Consider the following 18,732-nt stretch of genomic DNA (forward strand, 5'->3'; position numbering starts at 1 on the left):
GGCATTCTTTTTCTCTCATCTTCCGGAGTAGTGATGTCGATCGATCTTAGCGGCCTGTCGGCCAAGCAGTTGGGTGCACTGATCAAAAATGCGAAGAAGCAGCAGACCGTGGTTGCCAAGCGCGCCCCGATTGCCAAGGTTCGCACGCAGCTGACCCGCGCGGCAAAAGCCCAGGGTTATTCCATCGAAGAATTGTTTGGCGCCAGCGCCGGCCCGGGTCGTCCTGCTGCCGCTGCCAAGCCGGGTCCGCGCGCCGGCCGCAAGCTGGGCAAGGTTCCGCCGAAGTATCGCAACCCCGCCAATCCTCAGGAAGCCTGGACCGGCCGCGGCAAGCAGCCGCGCTGGCTGGCCGAACTCACCGCCGCCGGCAAGAAAGTCGAAGACTTTCTGATCAGCAAGGTCGGCGCCAAGAAGACCCCGGCCAAGAAGGCAGCGCCACGCAAAGCCGCCACCAAGCGCGCGACCAAGAAGTCCAAGGCCGCTTGATTCATACCAATAAAAAACGCCGGCAGTGCCGGCGTTTTTTATTGCGCGTTTTCTACCGGTCATAAATTCTTGCGGGCCGGAATCAACAGATTGCCGAACAGCAATCCTGCCATCAAGGCCATCACGATATTGGTAACCGCCAATAGTGCGGCCTGCCCGACGCTGACATCCTGTTGCTGTACCAGGGTCAGAAAGCCACGCAGGCTGACACTGCCCGGAACCAGCATGATGATGCCGGGCAAACGGATCAATGCACCGGGTTTTTGCACCACCCGCCCGAACAGATTACCGGCGGCGGTCAAGGCCATGGCCGATGCAAAGACACCGGCCGGACCACCCCAGGCATGTCCGGCATAACGCGCGATGACATACCCGGACATGGCCGCTGCCATGATCCATAAATAATCGCGTCGATTGGCCTTGAACAACACCGCAAACGCATAAGCGGCCACCAGCAGCGAGGCTGCTTCCACCCAGCCGGCCTGCGGGCGCAATGCGGCCACCTGCGGGTGCAGGCCGAGCACCTGGGTCAGCGTCACCGCGATCACCGCACCGACGGTGAGCTTGAGCACCGTGGTCACCGCACCGGCAAGCCGCGCCGTGCCCGAGACCCAATGCTGGCTGGCCAGCTCGTTGAAGGCATTGGTCAACGACATGCCGGGCAGCAGCACCACCAGCGAGGCGATGATCACCGTATTGAGGTTCAGCGGCCCGACCAGCGAAGCCACCACCGCGGCCACCACCCCGGCCAGCAGACCGGCCAGCGCCTCGCCGGCTTCCTTGGTCGCCGGCCGCTTGTCGGTGTATTGGGTCAGCAGGCCGATCGACATCCCGATCGCGCCAGCGGTGGCGATGTCCAACCAGGGCAGTTTCCACAGCCCTGCCACGCCGGCGGCGGCCAGCCCGAATGCCAGCACCTGCATGGTCTTGCCGCGCCGATCGACCTCGCGGTCCAGCCGCCGCAGCGCGGTGTGGCCCTGCGCGATGCTCATGCGCCCGTTGGCCACGCTGTCGGCCACGTAATCGGCCACGCTGAGCTTGTAAAGGTCGTTCTCGCCCGGGGCCAGCCGGATCACCCGGGTGATGTCGCTGGAGCCGATGGCCTTGGTCGGGTCGCTGAAGCTCAAAATGATGCCGGTGGGATTGGACCAGGGCTCGCAGTCCAGGCCCAGCTTCTGCGACAGTCCGACCACGGCGGCCTCCAGACGCTGCGCAGTGGTGCCGTAGGAATGCAGGCGTCCGGCGATTTCCGAAACAAAGGCGACGCGCTGGGCATAGGTGGCGCTGGCGGACGGTTGGACGACGGTGGCAGCGGACATGCGTGGCGGGTCGGATCGGAGAAACGCCGTCTGGCGAGGCCGCCAGTGTATGCCGCAGCGCACCTGGCCGGCGCGCCGATTGTCTGTGCCGGGACCGCAGGTGCGAAGCGTCCCCATCATTCGCTCACGCCGGGCGCGGTATGCTGGCGCCACGGACAGGCCACCCATGATCAAAGCGCAACCTCCACGCATCGAACAAGACTCGCAGGATCACGCACAGGTCCGCCTTGCTGGCAGTTGGGTCCTGGCGACCGCATTGCCCCAGGCCGAACTGCTGCAGGCCGTGCCCGAGGGGGTCCGGCGCATCGACGCACGCGGCATCGGGCAACTGGATTCGGCCGGCGTGCTGCAGTTGCTGCGCTTCGCCAGCCGCATGGGCCTGAAGGAAGACGCGATCGATTTCCGCGACGAGCACCAGGCCCTGGTGTGCACCATCGAGGAACTCAACGACGAACGCCCCAAGCCCAAACGTGACTACGGCTTTGTTGCCGCATTGGACCGTCTGGGCCGCACCACCCATGGCGTCGGCCAGGGCATTCTGGAGCTGAACAGCTTTCTGGGCGAGAACCTGGTCAAGATCGCGCGGCTGATCCACGAGCCGCGCCGCTTCCGCCTGACCTCCACCGTGCACCACATGGAGCAGGTCGGCCTGGATGCGGTGCCGCTGGTGGTGCTGCTGTCGTATCTGGTCGGCGCGGTGATCGCGTTCCTGGGCTCGACCATCCTGCGCGACTTCGGCGCGGAGATCTACGTGGTGGAGCTGGTGTCCATCGCCTTCCTGCGTGAGTTCGCGGTGCTGCTGACCGCGATCGTGCTGGCCGGGCGCACCGCCAGCGCCTTCACCGCGCAGATCGGTGCGATGAAATCGCGCGAGGAAGTGGACGCGATCCGCACCCTGGGCCTGGACCCGATCGACCTGTTGGTGATTCCGCGCCTGCTCGCGCTGATCTTCACCCTGCCGCTGCTGACCTTCATCGCGATGATCGCCGGCCTGGCCGGTGGCGTCACCGTGGGCGCATTCGATCTGGATATTCCGCCGCAGATGTATCTGGCGCGCATGCACGACACCATCCAGTTGCGGCATTTTCTGGTCGGGCTGTCGAAGGCGCCGCTGTTCGCGCTGGTGATCGGCCTGATCGGCTGCCTGGAAGGCCTGAAGGTCAGCGGCACCGCGCAATCGGTTGGCGAGCGCACCACCTCCTCGGTGGTGCAGACGATTTCCTTGGTCATCATCCTCGACGCGATCGCCGCGCTGTGGTTCATGAAGATGGGGTGGTGATGAAGCCGGGATTCGACATTCGGGATTGGGGATTCGTGCAAAGCACAAGCGCAGCTGGCGCGCTGGCATTCGGGAGAGCTGTGCCTTGACCAATCCCGAATCCCCAATCCCCAATCCCGGCACAGAGACCGACGCCGCCGACGACCAGCTGGCGATCTCGGTGCGTGGGCTGACCAATCGCTTCGGCAGCCAGGTCGTGCACGAGGAACTGGATCTGGACGTGCGCCGCGGCGAGATCCTGGGCGTGGTCGGCGGCTCGGGTACCGGCAAGTCGGTGCTGATGCGCAGCATCCTGGGGCTGCGCGAGCCGGACGCCGGCAGCATCCAGGTGCTGGGTGCGGATGCGCGCTCGGGCCGTTTCGCCGACCGCCAGCACATCACCCGCAATACCGGTGTGCTGTTTCAGGACGGCGCGCTGTTCTCGTCGATGACCGTCGGCGAAAACGTGCAGGTCCCGCTGAAGGAACATCACGGCGAGTTTCCCGAGCGCTGGTATTTCGAGCTTGCGCTGCTGAAGATCAAGCTGGCCGGCCTGCCGGCCGATGCGCTGGACAAACTGCCCTCGCAGCTGTCCGGCGGCATGCGCAAGCGCGCCGGCCTGGCGCGGGCGCTTGCGCTGGATCCGCCGCTGCTGTTTCTGGACGAGCCCACCGCCGGGCTGGACCCGATCGGCGCGGCCGCCTTCGACCGTTTGATCCGCACCCTGCAGCAGGCGCTGGGCCTGACCGTGTTCCTGATTACCCATGACCTGGATACGCTGTACGCCATCTGCGACCGCATCGCAGTGCTGGCCGATCACAAGGTGATCGCCAACGCGCCGCTGGCCGAAGTCGAGCAGATCGATCACCCCTGGATCCAGGAATACTTCCACGGTCCGCGCGCGCGCGCCGCGCGCGCGGCCAAGACCGACTCCACCGAGACCGCCTGAGCATGGAAACCAAAGCCAATTACGTCCTGATCGGCGCCTTCACCATCGTGGCGGGCCTGGCCCTGTTGCTGTTCGGGCTATGGGCCGCAAAATACTCCTCCGACCGTACCTGGCAGCAATACCGGGTGGTGTTCCGTGAGGCGGTGACTGGCCTGACGGTCGGCAGCCCGGTGCAGTACAACGGCATCGCGGTCGGCTCGATCACCGAGCTGACGCTAGCGCCGAACGACCCGCGCCAGGTCGTCGCGCACGTGCGGGTGAACTCCACCACGCCGATCAAGAGCGATACCCGCGCCAAGCTGGCCATCACCAGCCTGACCGGCCCGTCGATCATCCAGCTCTCCGGCGGCACGCCCGAGGCACCGTCGCTGACCACCATCGACAAGAGCGACGCGCCGATCATCCAGACCACGCCGTCGGCACTGCAGAACATCACCGACACCGCCAACCGCATCGTCGAGCGCATGGACCAGATGCTCTCGGACAAGAACGTTGCCAGCATCACCGCCACCTTGCAGAACCTGGAAAAGATCAGCGGCGGCATCGCCGATCGCGACGAAGGCATGCAGGCGCTGATCGTCAGCGCGCGCGATGCCGCACGCAATCTGGACACCACCCTGACCACCACCAACGGCACCATCAAGCGGTTGGACCAGAACCTGGTGCAACAGCTGCCGGGCATCCTGGAGAAGCTCGATGCCACCCTGGTCAAGCTGGATTCGGCCGCCGGCAACGCCGACAACATCCTTGGCGAGAACCGCGCAGCCATCAACAGCTTTGCCAATGACGGGCTGGGCCAGCTCGGCCCCACGCTGACCGAATTGCGCGGCCTGATCCGCGACCTGCGCCGGGTCAGCGACAAACTGGACAACAACCCTGCGCGCTACCTGCTCGGCCGCGACGCACCCAAGGAGTTCGAACCGAAATGACTGCCATGCGCCTGTTGCGTCCCGTGTTGTGCGTCTCCCTGCTGGCGCTGGGCGGCTGCTCGCTGCTGACCGGCGGCGACCAGAAGCCGGCCACCATCTACGCACCCAATGTCCGGATCGCGCCCAACCCGTCCTGGCCGCAGGTGACCTGGCAGCTCTCGGTGTCCAAGCCCAGCGCCGCGCGGGTGATCGACAGCCCCCGCATCAACGTGCGCCCGACCCCGGGCGAGTTGCAGGTCTATCACGGCGCAGGCTGGGCGCAGCCGGCCACCGATATGCTGGAAGACAGCGTGGTGCGCGCGTTCGAGGACTCCGGCAAGATCGCCGCGGTCGCCCGCATCGGCACCGGCATCCGCTCCGACTACAAGCTGGCGATCGACCTGCGCCGCTTCGAGTCCGACTACGCCGGCCAGTCGCTGCCGTCGGCCACCATCGAACTCAATGCCAAACTGCTGCACGCCGCCGATCAGCGCGTGGTGGCCTCGCGCACCTTCCTGGTCGCGCGCCCGTCCAGCGGCACCGACACGGCGGCAGTGGCAGCGGCCTTCGAACAGGCGATGACGCAGGTCACCACCGAACTGGTCGGGTGGACCTTGATCACCGGCCAGCAGGATAGCCAGCGCTTGCCGGGCCCGCCGTCACCGCGACAGCCGGACTAGCGCTCGGGGCCACGCGGCGCAATCCGGCGAAACGTCAGGTTGATGCGCTCGCCAATGGGCTTTGCGGTGCGCGGTAACGCATGCTTGTAGTGGCGCTGGGTATCGCCTCCCATCAGCAGCAAATCGCCGTGCCCCAATTCCAGCGCCTGCTTCAACGCCGCATCGTCGCGATGCTTGAAGGCAAAGCGCCGCGTCGCGCCCAGGCTCACCGAGGCGATCAACGGTTGCGGCCCCAACTCCGGCTCGTCGTCGCTGTGCCAGCCCATCGCATCGTTGCCGCTGCGGTAACGGTTAGCCAGCATGCTGTTGAACGGCGCCCCGGTCTCGGCCTGCAAGCGCGTGCGTAAAGGCTGCAAGACGTCCAGCCACGGCTGAGGCGCGAACTGCGTGCCCGAGTAGCGATAGCTGGCGCCCGGATCGCCAACCCAACTGCTCAGACGCGGCGAATCCACCGTTCGCCCGAACATGCGGATGCGGTGCACTTCCCACTGCACCTGGGTCAGCAGTGCCTGCATCAGCGCATCGGCCTGCGCGCGGGGCAACCAGCCGCGGCACCAGGTGATCTCCGCCTGCGGCAGCGCAACCCGAATCTTCATGCATCAAACGCTAGCACGCTCCCGCTGAGTGGAGGCTGGGCGGTACGGATGAATCGATCCGATTTGCCGCCGTCACATCGAATCCCGGAAAATGCGCAGCAGCCATCGAGCCAACGGGAGCGGAGCAATGTCGGAAGCAGGAGTCGGCGCAAGTGCGCCAGAGACGGTCGAGCGCGACGTGATGGAGTACGACGTCGTCACCGTCGGCGCCGGTCCGGCCGGGCTGGCCTTTGCGATCCGGCTCAAGCAGCTCGATCCGGCCATCAGCGTCTGCGTGATTGAAAAATCCAGCACCATCGGTGCGCATATCCTGTCCGGCGCGGTGATCGAGCCGGGCCCGCTGGATGCCTTGCTGCCGGGCTGGCGCGACAACCCGCCGCCGATCTGCGTGGCCGCCACCGACGACGAATTCTGGTTTCTCGGCAAGGACAGCGCGCGCAAGTTCCCGGTGGTGCCGCCGGGCATGCGCAACCACGGCAACTTCATCGTCAGCCTGGGCGCGATGTGCGCCTGGCTGGCGCCGCAGGCCGAAGCGCTGGGCGTGGAGATCTACCCGGGCTTTGCCGCCGCCGAAACCCTGCACGACGCCGACGACCAGGTCATCGGCGTGCGCATCGGCGACATGGGCGTGGCCAAGGACGGTTCGCACAAGCCCGGTTACACCGCCGGCATCGATATCCGTGCCAAAGTCACCGTGCTGGCCGAAGGCGCGCGCGGGCATCTGACCAAGCGCCTGCTCAAACGCTTCGACCTCACCGCCGACGCCGACCCGCAGGGCTATTCGATCGGCATCAAGGAACTGTGGCAGGTACCGGAGGGGCGCGTCAGCCCCGGCAAGATCGTGCATACGCTCGGCTGGCCGGCCGACAACCGCACCTACGGCGGCAGCTTCCTGTATCACCTGGACAACAACCAGATCGCGCTCGGTTACGTGAGCGGACTGGACTACAGCGACCCGAAGTACCAGCCGTGGGAAGCCTTCCAGCAATGGAAGAACCACCCGCTGATCAAGCCGTTGCTGGAAGGCGGTAGCATCCTCTCGGCCGGCGCGCGTGCCATCGTCACCGGCGGCTGGCAATCGCTGCCGAAGGTGGAAATGCCCGGCGCCCTGTTGATCGGCGATACCGCCGGCCTGCTCAACGTGCCCAAGATCAAGGGCACCCATCAGGCGATCCGCAGCGGCATGCTGGCCGCCGAACACCTGGTGCAATCGCAGCTGGCGCCGCAAGGCTTCGATGCCAAGTTGCGCGCGTCCGATGCGATGGCCGAGCTGAAGCAGGTGCGCAACATCAAGCCCGGCTTCAAGAAGGGTTTGTGGTTCGGCCTGCTCAACGCCGCCTGGGAAACCGCGCTCAAGGGCGCCTCGCCATGGACGCTGAAGAACAAGCCCGACTGGTCGGCATTGCACAAGATCGGCGACTACGAGCAACCACCGCGCGACTACGGCACGCGCGAGCTCGCCCCGCGCGACCGCCTGCAGGCGGTCTACTTCGCCGCCACCGAGCACGACGAAGACCAGCCCGTGCATTTGAAAGTGCTCGACACCGACGTCTGCGCCACCCGCTGCGTGCAGGAGTACGACAACCCCTGCACCCGCTTCTGCCCGGCCAACGTCTACGAAATGGTCGCAGACACCGGCAGCCCCTCCGGCAAGCGCCTGCAGATCAACGCCGCCAACTGCGTGCACTGCAAGACCTGCGACATCAAGGACCCGTACGAAATCATCACCTGGGTCACGCCGGAGGGTGGTTCGGGCCCGAACTACCAGAATCTGTGAGCAACCAGTGGCGTACCGCGTGACCGGCAGTCTTTCCAAACTCATGGCTGCGGCGCGTCGCTCGGTAGAACTGCATGGCGGCGGTTTCTCCGGCGCAACTGCGGTCGCGACGCGTGCGTACAAGGTGGTCCGTGCCCTCGGGTTACGCGGCTTTCTGGAGCGGGTGCGATTGGCTGGACGCAAGCAGCCGGCAGCTCCCCGCCTGTCAGACCAGGCGTCGTTCGGCACGCCAGTGCCGTTGTCGCAGTTGCAGTTAAAAGTTGGCGTGATGGTGCACGTCTTCTATCCCGACCTGATCGACGAATTCGCGCAGTCACTCCAGCACATGCCGGTGGGCTATGACCTGCTGGTATCGGTGATGGATGAAACAGCCGTAGCTCAGGCGCGCGAGCGCTTTTCAAAGCTGCCGCAGATCGGGAAGCTCGACATACGCGTCGTGCCCAACCGCGGCCGTGACATCGCACCGCTGGTGGTGACGTTCCGCGAGCAGGTCCTGGCATTGGATGTTGTCGGCCATCTGCACACGAAAAAGTCGCTGTATACAGGCAGCGAGCAAGGCGAGTGGCGCCGCTACCTGCTGTCGTCCCTGATGGGGAGTGCGGAGCGCATCGCCTGGCAACTGGGAATGTTTCAGGCCGAGCCACGCCTTGGCATGCTTTACCCTGAGAGCTACGAACGAGTGCCGCTGTGGGCGCATACCTGGCTGAGCAATCTTGAGGTCTGCCGCACGCTGGCCCAGCGACTCGGATTCGACATCGACGCATCGGAGTACATCGACTTTCCCGCAGGATCGATGTTCTGGGTGAAGGTGGATGCACTGCGGCCGTTGTACGCACTGAATCTAGAGCTCAAGGACTTTCCCGAAGAGCACGGCCAGATCGACGGCACCCTGCACCACGCGATGGAACGCATATTCGTTGCTGTCTTGCGCCATCAACAGTATCGCATCGGCATATTGCCGCAAGACGGTACGCTGTCACTCAGCGGCGAAGGTGGACGCAATTGGCAGGCATCGTTCGAGACGCCGCTCGCCACGCGATTGACACTGTCCTCTCTGCAGGCTCGATTTGTGTCGCTGGATATCTTCGATACCTTGGTAGTGAGGCCGTTCCTGTTTCCGGCGGGTGCCCGCGCCTATCTTGCCCACCTCATAGCAGGCCAATTCGGGGTCGGAAATTTTCTCGAACTACGCGAACTTGCCGAGTCAAAAGCGCGCCATCAACATGGCGCCGATGTCGATCTATCGAGCATCTACGCAACGCTGGCTGGCCTGCCCGATGCGAAGGGACTGCCAATCGGCGCCCTTCAGGCACTGGAAGTGGCCCTGGAAGCCAGATTGCTGCGACCACGCCGGGGGGTGATCGCAGCAGCGACGCACCTAAAACAACGTGGCATCCGCCTGGTTGCGCTTTCGGATATGTATCTGGATAGCGCGTTGCTGCAGCAGGTCCTGCCACCAGAAGTCAGCGCACTGCCGGCTGCCTGGTATGTGTCCTGCGAGACGGGCTGGCGCAAGGATGCCGACAGTGCCTGGAAGGAGCTGCCAGACATCGAAAGAATCGATGCATCGCAGTGGCTACATGTCGGCGACAACGAACACGCAGATATCCAGCGCCCACAGATGCACAGCCTGTTGACGCCGGTGCATGTACTTCGCCCATCCGCGCTGCTGGACGTGGTTCCTGCCTTGCGCCCGCTTAGACCATCTTCGGGTGCGGCCACCCGGTGGCAGGACCAGTTGTGGCTTGGCCTGCTGGCCAATCGGTTCGCCGACCTTGCCGACCGGCATCCGGAAACGTTGATGCCCTCGCCGATTCTGTCACCGGCCTGTCTTGGCTACGTGGTGATCGGCCCGCTGATCTTCGATTATCTCGCCTGGCTGATCCGCACGGCAGAGCAACGCAATATCGAAACAATCTTGTTTTTGAGCCGGGAAGGCCACCTGCTGGAGCAGGGCTTTCAGCTGGTAAGGCAAACTTCCCCTTCACTGCAGCAGCTGCATGGCAGGTATCTGCTGGCATCACGGCGGGCAACCGGAACACCCTCACTGCATGCACCGGATGATCTTGCACTGCTGCTGGACAGCACCTACACCGGGACACTGAGCGGTCTGGTACAGGCGCGCCTGGGAGATGTTGCAGCACATATTCTGGAACGTCGCCTGGGGCGCTCGGTCATGCAACGCGACGTCTACCTGCCGGAGATGCATGCCGAGCTGCTGGAACTCATTGCCCCGGCGACCAATGAACTGCTGGCGCTTGCCGAAACTGAAAGGACGGCTTACCTGCATTACTGGAGAGCGACTGCAGGTGACGGTGCCGCCATGGTGGCCGACATAGGTTACTCCGGCACCATCCAGGCCAACCTCACAAGATTGACTGGGCAGCCGCTGGATGGCGTTTATTTTGCGTTGAACGGGCGCGCCACAAAGATCCCTGCCCAGAGTTGGGCAGCCGCCCGCTATTTTGATGGCCGCACCGAGGATGATCCGGAGCAATCGACAATCCTGCGCCACGATCTGCTTCTGGAAACACTTCTCACCGCTCCTTCGCCGCAGTTTTCCTACTTCACAGGCACCGCCGACGTTCCGACTGCGGTCTACGCCAGTCCGGAGCTCTCGGCAGCGCAATGGGCGACGATCGCGCAGGTGCATGAGGGCGCGCTAGCGTTCATTGCTGACGTCTGTCAGGTTGCGCAGGACGAAAGCTACCTGCTGGACTTCGATCGAGCCTCGGTCCAGATCCCGCTGCAGTGCGTCGGCTCCGGACACTGGCAGGCGCCGTGGCTGGCGGATCTGCAACTCGATGATCGCTTCACCGGACGCGGAGTGGTTCGGGCCGGATGACCTGACGGCCATCCGGCCTTGCCTCACAGTTGAGGCGTCAGAATTGTCACACCGGTCTTCTGGCGCAACTCCTCCAGCCCTACGCCATCGGCCGCCTCCACCAGCACCAGCCCGCCATCGGTGACATCGAAGACCGCCAGGTCGGTGATGATGCGATCGACCACGCCGACGCCGGTCAATGGCAGGTCGCATTCGGGCAGGATCTTGTGGCTGCCGTCCTTGGCAACGTGTTCCATCAGCACGACAACGCGCTTGACGCCGGCCACCAGGTCCATCGCGCCGCCCATGCCCTTGACCATCTTGCCGGGCACCATCCAGTTGGCCAGATCGCCGCGCTCGGTGACCTGCATCGCACCGAGAATCGCCAGATCGACGTGCCCGCCGCGGATCATCGCGAACGAGTCGTGGCTGCCGAAATAACTGGCGCCGGCACGTGCGGTGACTGTCTGCTTGCCGGCATTGATCAGGTCCGCATCCACCTCGTCCTCGGTGGGAAACGGGCCGATGCCGAGCAGGCCGTTTTCCGATTGCAGCCACACGTCCACGCCATCGGGAATGTGATTGGCCACCAGCGTCGGCAGGCCGATGCCCAGGTTGACGTAGGCGCCATCGGTCAATTCGCGCGCCGCACGGGCCGCCATCTGGTCTCTGGTCCAGGCCATCACTGCTGTCCTTCGCGCACGGTGCGTTGTTCGATGCGTTTTTCCGGCGTGGCGTTAAGCACCAGCCGGTCGACATAGATGCCGGGCAGATGCACCTGGTCCGGGTCGATCGCCCCCACCTCCACGATCTCCTCGACCTCGGCAACGCAGACGCGCCCGGCCATGGCGCAGGCAGGGTTGAAGTTGCGCGCGGTCTTGCGGAACACCAGATTGCCGGCCGTATCCGCACGCCAGGCCTTGACCAGCGCGACATCGGCCTGCAGCGCGGTTTCCATCACATACTGCTTGCCGTCGAATTGCCGGGTTTCCTTGCCCTGGGCGACGATCGTGCCGTAGCCGGTTGCGGTATAGAACGCGGGGATTCCTGCCCCGCCCGCGCGCAGACGCTCTGCCAGCGTGCCCTGCGGGTTGAATTCCAGCTCTAATTCGCCGGCCAGGTACTGCCGCTCGAATTCCTTGTTCTCGCCCACGTAGGACGAAATCATCTTGCGGATCTGCCGGGTGGCCAACAATTGACCCAGCCCGAATCCATCGACGCCTGCGTTGTTGGAGATCACGGTCAATCCACCGACCCCACTCTCGCGCACCGCCGCAATCAGCGCTTCCGGGATTCCGCACAACCCAAAGCCGCCGACCGCCAGGGTTTGGCCATCGGCCAGCACCCCGTCCAGCGCCGCCCCGGCATCGGCGTAGCGTTTGCCGCCTGCCGCACCACGTCCACCATTGTTCATCACCGCCCTCGCCTCGCTGATGTGAAGCGGCCATTCTAGCCGCTGACTGTTCCCTGTCCCCGGTCGCAATGCCGCCACACCCAAGACACGGCGCAGCCGCTAAACTCGGAATTCCCCCACCCCAGGAATTGCCCATGACGCTACCCGCCTTCAAGGCCTACGACATTCGCGGCCGCGTGCCGGATGAACTCAACGAGGACTTGGCGCGCCGCATCGGCGTGGCATTGGCGGCGCAGCTGGAGCAAGGGCCGGTGGTCTTGGGCCACGACGTGCGCCTGGCCAGTCCCGGCCTGCAGGAAGCGCTCTCGGCCGGCCTGCGCGCCAGCGGCCGCGAAGTGATCGACATCGGCCTGTGCGGCACCGAGGAGGTCTATTTCCAGACCGATTACCTCAAGGCGGCCGGCGGCGTGATGGTCACCGCCAGCCATAACCCGATGGACTACAACGGCATGAAGCTGGTCCGCGAGCAAGCGCGGCCGATCAGCTCAGACACCGGCCTGTTCGCGATTCGCGACACCGTCGCTGCCGATACCGCCGCACCCGGCGAGCCTACCGCAAGCGAGCAGAGCCGCACCGACAAGACCGCCTACCTGGAGCATCTGCTGAGCTACGTGGACCGCAGCACGCTCAAGCCGCTCAAGCTGGTGGTCAACGCCGGCAACGGCGGCGCCGGCCTGATCGTCGACCTGCTTGCACCGCAGCTGCCGTTCGAGTTCGTCCGCGTCTTCCACGAACCCGATGGCAACTTCCCCAACGGCATCCCCAACCCGCTGCTGCCGGAAAACCGCGACGCCACCGCGAGGGCGGTCAAGGAACACGGCGCCGATTTCGGTATCGCCTGGGATGGCGACTTCGATCGCTGCTTCTTCTTCGATCACACCGGCCGCTTCATCGAAGGCTATTACCTGGTCGGCCTGCTGGCGCAGGCGATCCTGGCCAAGCAGCCCGGCGGCAAGGTCGTGCACGACCCGCGCCTGACCTGGAACACCGTCGAGATGGTCGAGGACGCCGGCGGCATTCCGGTGCTGTGCAAGAGCGGCCATGCCTTCATCAAGGAAAAGATGCGCAGCGAAAATGCCGTCTATGGCGGCGAGATGAGCGCGCACCATTATTTCCGCGAGTTCGCTTATGCCGACTCCGGCATGATTCCGTGGCTGTTGATCGCCGAGCTGGTGTCGCAGTCGGGTCGTTCGCTGGCGGATCTGGTCGAAGCGCGCATGCAGAAATTCCCCTGCAGCGGCGAGATCAACTTCAAGGTGGACCACGCCAAGGCGGCGGTTGCCCGCGTGATGGAGCACTACGGCGAGCAGTCGCCGGAACTGGACTACACCGACGGCATCAGTGCCGATTTCGGCCAATGGCGCTTCAACCTGCGCAGCTCCAATACCGAGCCGCTGCTGCGTCTGAACGTGGAAACGCGCGGCGACGCGGCACTGCTGGAAACGCGTACGCAGGAAATTTCCAACCTGCTGCGCGGCTGATTTAACATCGTCCCCCACTTTGACGCATTGGAGTTTCCCCCGCTCATGAGCGATGTCCTTCCGATTATCCTGTCCGGCGGTTCCGGCACGCGCCTGTGGCCGTTGTCGCGCGAATCCTATCCCAAGCAGTTCCTGCCGCTGGTCGGCGAGCACAGCATGCTGCAGGCCACCTGGCTACGTTCCGCCCCGGTGGCGGCGCATGCCCCCATCGTGGTGGCCAACGAAGAGCATCGCTTCATGGCCGCCGAGCAGTTGCAGCAGCTGGGCGTGAAGCCGTCAGCCATCCTGCTCGAGCCCAAGGGCCGCAACACTGCCCCGGCAATTGCCGTCGCTGCACTGGAAGCCACCCGTAACGGTGGAGATCCGCTGCTGCTGGTGCTTCCTTCGGACCATGTCATTCGTGACGAGGCTGCTTTTCAGGCGGCAGTCACCGTCGCAGCCGCCGCCGCAGAACAGGGCAAGCTGGTCACCTTCGGCATCAAGCCGACCGCGCCTGAAACCGGCTATGGCTACATCAAGGCCGGTGCCGGTACTGGCGCGACTGCGGTCGAGCGCTTCGTCGAAAAGCCCGACCTGGCCACCGCGCAAGGCTATCTGGCCAGCGGCGAGTATTACTGGAACAGCGGCATGTTCCTGTTCCGTGCCTCGCGCTATCTGGAAGAACTGCGCAAGTTCCAGCCCGCCATTGCCGATGCCTGCCAGAAGGCGTGGGAAGGCGGCAAGCGCGATGCCGACTTCACCCGTCTGGACAAGGACGCGTTCGCCTCCAGCCCATCGGATTCGATCGACTATGCGGTGATGGAAAAGACCGCCGATGCAGTGGTGGTGCCGCTGGATGCCGGCTGGAACGACGTCGGTTCGTGGTCGTCGCTGCTGGACGTCTCCGAACAGGACGGCCAGGGCAATGCGCACCACGGCGATGTGATCCAGCTGGACTGCAAGAACACCTATGCGTATGGCTCGCGCCTGATCGCCATGGTCGGTCTGGAGGACGTGGTTGTGGTGGAGACGCCAGACGCTGTTCTGGTCGGCCACCGCGATCGCATCCAGGAAGTGAAGGATGTGGTCGGCCGGATCAAGGCCGACGGTCGCTCCGAGGCGACTTGGCATCGCAAGGTCTATCGTCCGTGGGGTGCTTACGATTCGATCGACATGGGTCACCGTCACCAGGTCAAGCGCATCACCGTCAAGCCCGGTGCCGTGCTCAGCCTGCAGATGCATCACCACCGCGCCGAACACTGGATCGTCGTCAGTGGCACCGCAGAAGTCACGCGTGGCGAAGAGGTGCTGCTGCTCACCGAGAACCAGAGTACCTATATTCCGCTTGGCGTGACCCATCGCCTGCGCAATCCAGGCAAATTGCCGCTGGAACTGATCGAAGTGCAGTCCGGCAGCTATCTGGGCGAAGACGATATCGTGCGTTTCGAAGACACCTACGGGCGCACCTGATCGGTCGCCTGCGGGACTGCGCAACGTATAAGCAAACAGCCGGGGATTCCCGGCTGTTTGTTTTTGCGGCGCGCATCGGTCGGTGGAAATATCGCCACCGACCAGAGTCGCGACTTTACTGTCTGGCAGCGGCGACTTCGGCAATCACGCGCTGCAGGCCGACCTGCCAGTCCGGCAGCACGATATCGAAATCGCGCTGCAGTTTGTCGATCGACAGCCGCGAATACGCGGGCCGCTTTGCGGGCGTCGGATAGTCGGCAGTGGTGATCGGCACCACGCGCGGCGTGCGCGACAGCAAACCGGCGCTGACAGCTTCCTGGAAGATCGCCTCGGCAAAGCCATGCCAGCTTGTCTGACCTGCAGCCGTGAGGTGCCAGGTACCCGAAGTGTCGGGTGTGCGTTGGCGCAGCAACTGCGCGGTGACATCGGCAATCAGGGCGGCGGGCGTCGGTGTCCCGACCTGATCGGCCACCACCCGCAGCTCCTCGCGCTCGGCACCGACGCGCAACATGGTGCGCAGGAAGTTCGCGCCGTGCGATGCGTACACCCATGCCGTGCGCAGGATCAGATGCCGCGCGCCGGAAGCACGGATGGCCTCCTCGCCAGCAAGCTTGGTCTCGCCATACACGCCCAGCGGCGAGGTGTTCGCCTCCTCCGGATACGGCGCGGTGCCCTGACCGTCGAAGACGTAGTCGGTCGAGTAGTGCACCAACGGCACGTTGTTGGATGCACACCATGCCGCGATGACGCCGGGCGCGGTCGCATTGGCGCGCATGGCGCTATCTCGATCCTGTTCTGCGCGATCTACTGCCGTGTAGGCCGCAGCATTGACCACGCGCGACGGGCCAATTCGGTCCAACAAGACGGTCAGCATTTCCGGCACGTCAAAATCCGCCGTCTCGCACGTACTTCCATCAGGCAACTGGCCACTGCGCGTCGTTGCCCGTATTGCACCATCGGCTGCCAGTGCGCGCAGCAGTTCCGTCCCGACCTGCCCGTTCGCACCAAACACCACCGTGGTCACGGCATGTACACCGGCAGTCGATCGACTGGTACCTCATCCAGGAACGGCGCTTTGGCATCCTTGGCAGACAGCAATGGATCGCTGATCGGCCAATCGATCCCGATTGCCGCATCGTCCCAACGCACGCCTGCATCCGCTTCCTTGACGTATACGTCGGTGCACAGATAGCTGAACAGTGCTTTCTCTGAGAGCACTGCGAAGCCATGTGCAAAGCCTTCAGGTATCCAGACTTGGCGTCGATTTTCTGCACTCAGTAAAACGGCGGTCCAACGCCCAAAGTGAGGAGATCCAGCGCGGATATCCACCGCAACGTCATACACCTCGCCCTCGAGCACGCTCACCAGCTTGCCCTGTGGCCGAGGCCACTGGTAATGCAAACCACGCAGCACGCCCCTGGCGGACGTGGAGACGTTACTTTGTACGAAACTCGTCGGCAGGCCATGCTGCCCGAATCGCTCTGCATTCCATGTTTCGAAGAACTGACCGCGCTCATCACCGAAGACCGCAGGCTCGATGACAACGCAGCCGGGCAACGTCGTTTCGATCACTTTCAATGGACAACCCCGCGCTTGGCTAATGCAGTCAGATATTTGCCATAGTCATTTTTCAACAACGGCGCCGCCAGCCGCTCCAGCTGCTCGGCATCGATCCAGCCCTGGCCAAATGCGATCTCTTCCGGGCAGCACACCTGCAGACCCTGGCGCATCTGGATGGTCTCGATGAAATTGGCCGCTTCGTGCAATGACTGATGCGTGCCGGTATCCAGCCATGCATACCCGCGCCCCAGAGGCTCCAGGTGCAGGTCGCCGGCATCGAGATAGCAGCGATTGAGATCGGTGATCTCCAGCTCGCCGCGCGGCGAGGGCTTCAACGCAGCCGCGTAGTCGCTGGCCTTGCCGTCATAGAAATACAAGCCGGTGACCGCGTAGTTGGAATGGGGCTTTTCCGGCTTTTCGGCAATGTCGATGACCTTGCCTTGCTGATCGAATTCGGCAACGCCGTAGCGCTCCGGGTCGTTGACCCAGTAACCGAAGACGGTTGCCCCCTGCTCACGCGCATCGGCGCGGCGCAAGGTATCGGTCAGGCCATGCCCATGGAAGATATTGTCGCCCAACACCAGGCAACTCGGCTTGCCGTCGACGAACTCGCGACCGATCAGATAGGCCTGCGCCAGACCGTCGGGGCTGGGCTGCACGGCGTACTGGATATTGACGCCCCACTGGGAGCCATCGCCCAGCAGCGACTGGAACAGTGCCTGCTCGTGCGGCGTGTTGATGATCAGGATGTCGCGGATACCCGCGAGCATCAGCACGCTCAGCGGGTAGTAGATCATCGGCTTGTCGTACACCGGCAACAGCTGCTTGCTGACGCCCTTGGTGATCGGGTACAGGCGCGTGCCGGAGCCGCCAGCCAGAATGATGCCTTTACGTTGTGTCATCAGGTATGTCCTGTTGAGGCCCGCACACGCATACATGCGCGGGCTCTTGCTAATGGCTCGCGTTACGCCGCGGCGCCGATCCGTTCCAGCCGATAGCTGCCATCCAGCACGCCCTGCACCCAGGCCTGGTTGGTCAGGTACCACTCCACCGTCTGCGCGATGCCTTGCTCGAAGGTATACGCCGGCTCCCAACCCAGCTCGTTCTTCAACTTGGAGGCATCGATCGCGTAGCGACGGTCGTGTCCGGGGCGATCGGTGACATAGGTGATCTGGCTCGCACGCGGCTTGCCATCCTCACGCGGGCGGTGCTGATCCAGCAGCGCACAGATCGCCTGCACGACCTCGATGTTCTGGCGCTCGGAGTTGCCGCCCACGTTGTAGGTCTCGCCGACCTTGCCCTTGGCCAGCACGGTGCGGATCGCCTCGCAGTGGTCGCTGACGAACAACCAGTCGCGCACCTGCTTGCCATCGCCGTACACCGGCAACGGCTCGCCGGCCAGCGCCTTGGCGATCACCAGCGGAATGAGCTTTTCCGGGAAGTGGTACGGGCCGTAGTTGTTCGAGCAGTTGGTGGTCAGCACCGGCAGCCCGTAGGTGTGGTGGAACGCGCGCACCAAGTGATCCGAGGCGGCCTTGGACGCCGAGTACGGAGAATTGGGCGCATACGGCGTGGTCTCGGTGAACTTGCCGGTCTCGCCCAGCGTGCCGTAGACCTCGTCGGTGGACACATGCAGGAACCGAAAGGCCTCGCGACGCGCGTCCGGCAGCGCCTTATAGTAATCGCGCACGGCCTCGAGCAAGGCCAGGGTGCCGACGACATTGGTCTGGACGAACGCGCCTGGGCCTTCGATCGAGCGATCCACATGGCTTTCGGCAGCGAAGTTCAGCACCGCGTCCGGCTGATGTTCCTGCAGCAGGCGGGTCACCAGCGCGCCGTCGCCGATGTCGCCCTGGACGAAGACATGGTCGGCATTGCCTTCCAGCGACGCCAGCGTGTTCAGGTTCCCCGCATAGGTGAGCGCGTCCAGATTGATCACGCGGATCCCGCGCGCGACTGCCTCAAGGACAAAATTTCCGCCGATAAAGCCCGCCCCGCCGGTTACTAGCCAAGTCGCCACTGTCTACCCCT

Annotated in this window: 17 protein-coding genes; 9 read left to right on the forward strand and 8 right to left on the reverse strand. The window is 64.2% G+C overall.

Annotated elements, in window-relative coordinates; genetic code table 11:
* Positions 1–33 precede the first annotated feature (33 nt).
* Positions 34–486 carry an H-NS family nucleoid-associated regulatory protein gene (locus tag XaplCFBP3123_RS16765; RefSeq protein WP_104535064.1) on the forward strand — a complete coding sequence of 151 codons (453 nt, stop codon included), beginning with the start codon at positions 34–36 and terminating at the stop codon, positions 484–486.
* 59 nt (positions 487–545) lie between these two features.
* Here XaplCFBP3123_RS16765 and XaplCFBP3123_RS16770 read toward each other — a convergent pair whose 3' ends face one another.
* On the reverse strand, positions 546–1,805 hold the full coding sequence (locus XaplCFBP3123_RS16770) for a threonine/serine ThrE exporter family protein (RefSeq protein ID WP_104535065.1): 1,260 nt from the start codon (positions 1,803–1,805) through the stop codon (positions 546–548).
* A 49-nt stretch (positions 1,806–1,854) separates the two neighbouring features.
* On the opposite strand from XaplCFBP3123_RS16770, the gene XaplCFBP3123_RS16775 reads away from it, so the two are divergent.
* The 4 genes from XaplCFBP3123_RS16775 to XaplCFBP3123_RS16790 all read left to right on the forward strand — a co-directional run bounded on the left by XaplCFBP3123_RS16775 (position 1,855) and on the right by XaplCFBP3123_RS16790 (position 5,600).
* The gene (locus XaplCFBP3123_RS16775) at positions 1,855–3,084 is read left to right on the forward strand and encodes an MlaE family ABC transporter permease (protein ID WP_429001637.1); all 1,230 of its coding nucleotides are present in this window, start codon (positions 1,855–1,857) and stop codon (positions 3,082–3,084) included.
* A gap of 85 nt (positions 3,085–3,169) precedes the next feature.
* Complete coding sequence (locus XaplCFBP3123_RS16780; protein ID WP_104535066.1) at positions 3,170–4,012, forward strand: ABC transporter ATP-binding protein; 843 nt, start codon at positions 3,170–3,172, stop codon at positions 4,010–4,012.
* Between the two features lie 2 nt (positions 4,013–4,014).
* Positions 4,015–4,941 carry an MlaD family protein gene (locus tag XaplCFBP3123_RS16785; protein ID WP_016903957.1) on the forward strand — a complete coding sequence of 309 codons (927 nt, stop codon included), beginning with the start codon at positions 4,015–4,017 and terminating at the stop codon, positions 4,939–4,941.
* Positions 4,938–5,600, forward strand: a complete 663-nt coding sequence (locus XaplCFBP3123_RS16790) for an ABC-type transport auxiliary lipoprotein family protein (protein WP_104535067.1) — start codon at positions 4,938–4,940, stop codon at positions 5,598–5,600. The genes XaplCFBP3123_RS16785 and XaplCFBP3123_RS16790 overlap by 4 nt, the downstream gene beginning before the upstream one ends.
* Here the strand turns inward: XaplCFBP3123_RS16790 and XaplCFBP3123_RS16795 are convergent.
* Positions 5,597–6,196, reverse strand: a complete 600-nt coding sequence (locus XaplCFBP3123_RS16795; RefSeq protein ID WP_104535068.1) for an alpha-ketoglutarate-dependent dioxygenase AlkB family protein — start codon at positions 6,194–6,196, stop codon at positions 5,597–5,599. The two genes, XaplCFBP3123_RS16790 and XaplCFBP3123_RS16795, sit on opposite strands and share 4 nt — an antisense overlap.
* A 127-nt stretch (positions 6,197–6,323) precedes the next feature.
* On the opposite strand from XaplCFBP3123_RS16795, the gene XaplCFBP3123_RS16800 reads away from it, so the two are divergent.
* Together XaplCFBP3123_RS16800 and XaplCFBP3123_RS16805 are read left to right on the forward strand one after the other, a co-directional pair.
* Complete coding sequence (locus tag XaplCFBP3123_RS16800; RefSeq protein ID WP_104535069.1) at positions 6,324–7,973, forward strand: electron transfer flavoprotein-ubiquinone oxidoreductase; 1,650 nt, start codon at positions 6,324–6,326, stop codon at positions 7,971–7,973.
* Positions 7,974–8,016: 43 nt separating this feature from the next.
* Positions 8,017–10,818: a rhamnan synthesis F family protein gene (locus XaplCFBP3123_RS16805; protein ID WP_104535070.1), complete on the forward strand. Its 2,802-nt coding sequence runs from the start codon at positions 8,017–8,019 to the stop codon at positions 10,816–10,818.
* A 23-nt stretch (positions 10,819–10,841) separates the two neighbouring features.
* Here XaplCFBP3123_RS16805 and XaplCFBP3123_RS16810 read toward each other — a convergent pair whose 3' ends face one another.
* Complete coding sequence (locus tag XaplCFBP3123_RS16810; RefSeq protein WP_104535071.1) at positions 10,842–11,480, reverse strand: CoA transferase subunit B; 639 nt, start codon at positions 11,478–11,480, stop codon at positions 10,842–10,844.
* A complete protein-coding gene (locus XaplCFBP3123_RS16815) occupies positions 11,480–12,211 on the reverse strand; it encodes a CoA transferase subunit A (protein ID WP_104535072.1) in 732 nt (243 codons plus the stop codon). The genes XaplCFBP3123_RS16810 and XaplCFBP3123_RS16815 overlap by 1 nt, the downstream gene beginning before the upstream one ends.
* Before the next feature lie 134 nt (positions 12,212–12,345).
* Here XaplCFBP3123_RS16815 and XaplCFBP3123_RS16820 point away from each other — a divergent pair, with 134 nt between their 5' ends.
* On the forward strand, positions 12,346–13,692 hold the full coding sequence (locus tag XaplCFBP3123_RS16820; RefSeq protein ID WP_104535073.1) for a phosphomannomutase: 1,347 nt from the start codon (positions 12,346–12,348) through the stop codon (positions 13,690–13,692).
* Positions 13,693–13,737: 45 nt separating this feature from the next.
* A complete protein-coding gene (locus XaplCFBP3123_RS16825) occupies positions 13,738–15,141 on the forward strand; it encodes a mannose-1-phosphate guanylyltransferase/mannose-6-phosphate isomerase (RefSeq protein WP_104535074.1) in 1,404 nt (467 codons plus the stop codon).
* A 115-nt stretch (positions 15,142–15,256) separates the two neighbouring features.
* Here the strand turns inward: XaplCFBP3123_RS16825 and rfbD are convergent, their stop codons facing one another.
* The 4 genes from rfbD to rfbB form a co-directional block, all read right to left on the reverse strand.
* Positions 15,257–16,165, reverse strand: coding sequence for a dTDP-4-dehydrorhamnose reductase (gene rfbD / locus XaplCFBP3123_RS16830; protein ID WP_104535075.1), 909 nt, complete (start codon positions 16,163–16,165; stop codon positions 15,257–15,259).
* On the reverse strand, positions 16,162–16,719 hold the full coding sequence (gene rfbC / locus XaplCFBP3123_RS16835; protein ID WP_104535076.1) for a dTDP-4-dehydrorhamnose 3,5-epimerase: 558 nt from the start codon (positions 16,717–16,719) through the stop codon (positions 16,162–16,164). Before rfbC ends, rfbD begins: the two co-directional genes overlap by 4 nt.
* Positions 16,716–17,603: a glucose-1-phosphate thymidylyltransferase RfbA gene (gene rfbA, locus XaplCFBP3123_RS16840; RefSeq protein ID WP_104535077.1), complete on the reverse strand. Its 888-nt coding sequence runs from the start codon at positions 17,601–17,603 to the stop codon at positions 16,716–16,718. Before rfbA ends, rfbC begins: the two co-directional genes overlap by 4 nt.
* Positions 17,604–17,665: 62 nt before the next feature.
* Complete coding sequence (gene rfbB, locus XaplCFBP3123_RS16845) at positions 17,666–18,721, reverse strand: dTDP-glucose 4,6-dehydratase (RefSeq protein WP_104535078.1); 1,056 nt, start codon at positions 18,719–18,721, stop codon at positions 17,666–17,668.
* Positions 18,722–18,732: the final 11 nt, after the last annotated feature.

Source organism: Xanthomonas arboricola pv. populi (genome assembly GCF_002939945.1).
Classification (GTDB): Bacteria; Pseudomonadota; Gammaproteobacteria; order Xanthomonadales; family Xanthomonadaceae; genus Xanthomonas; species Xanthomonas arboricola_A.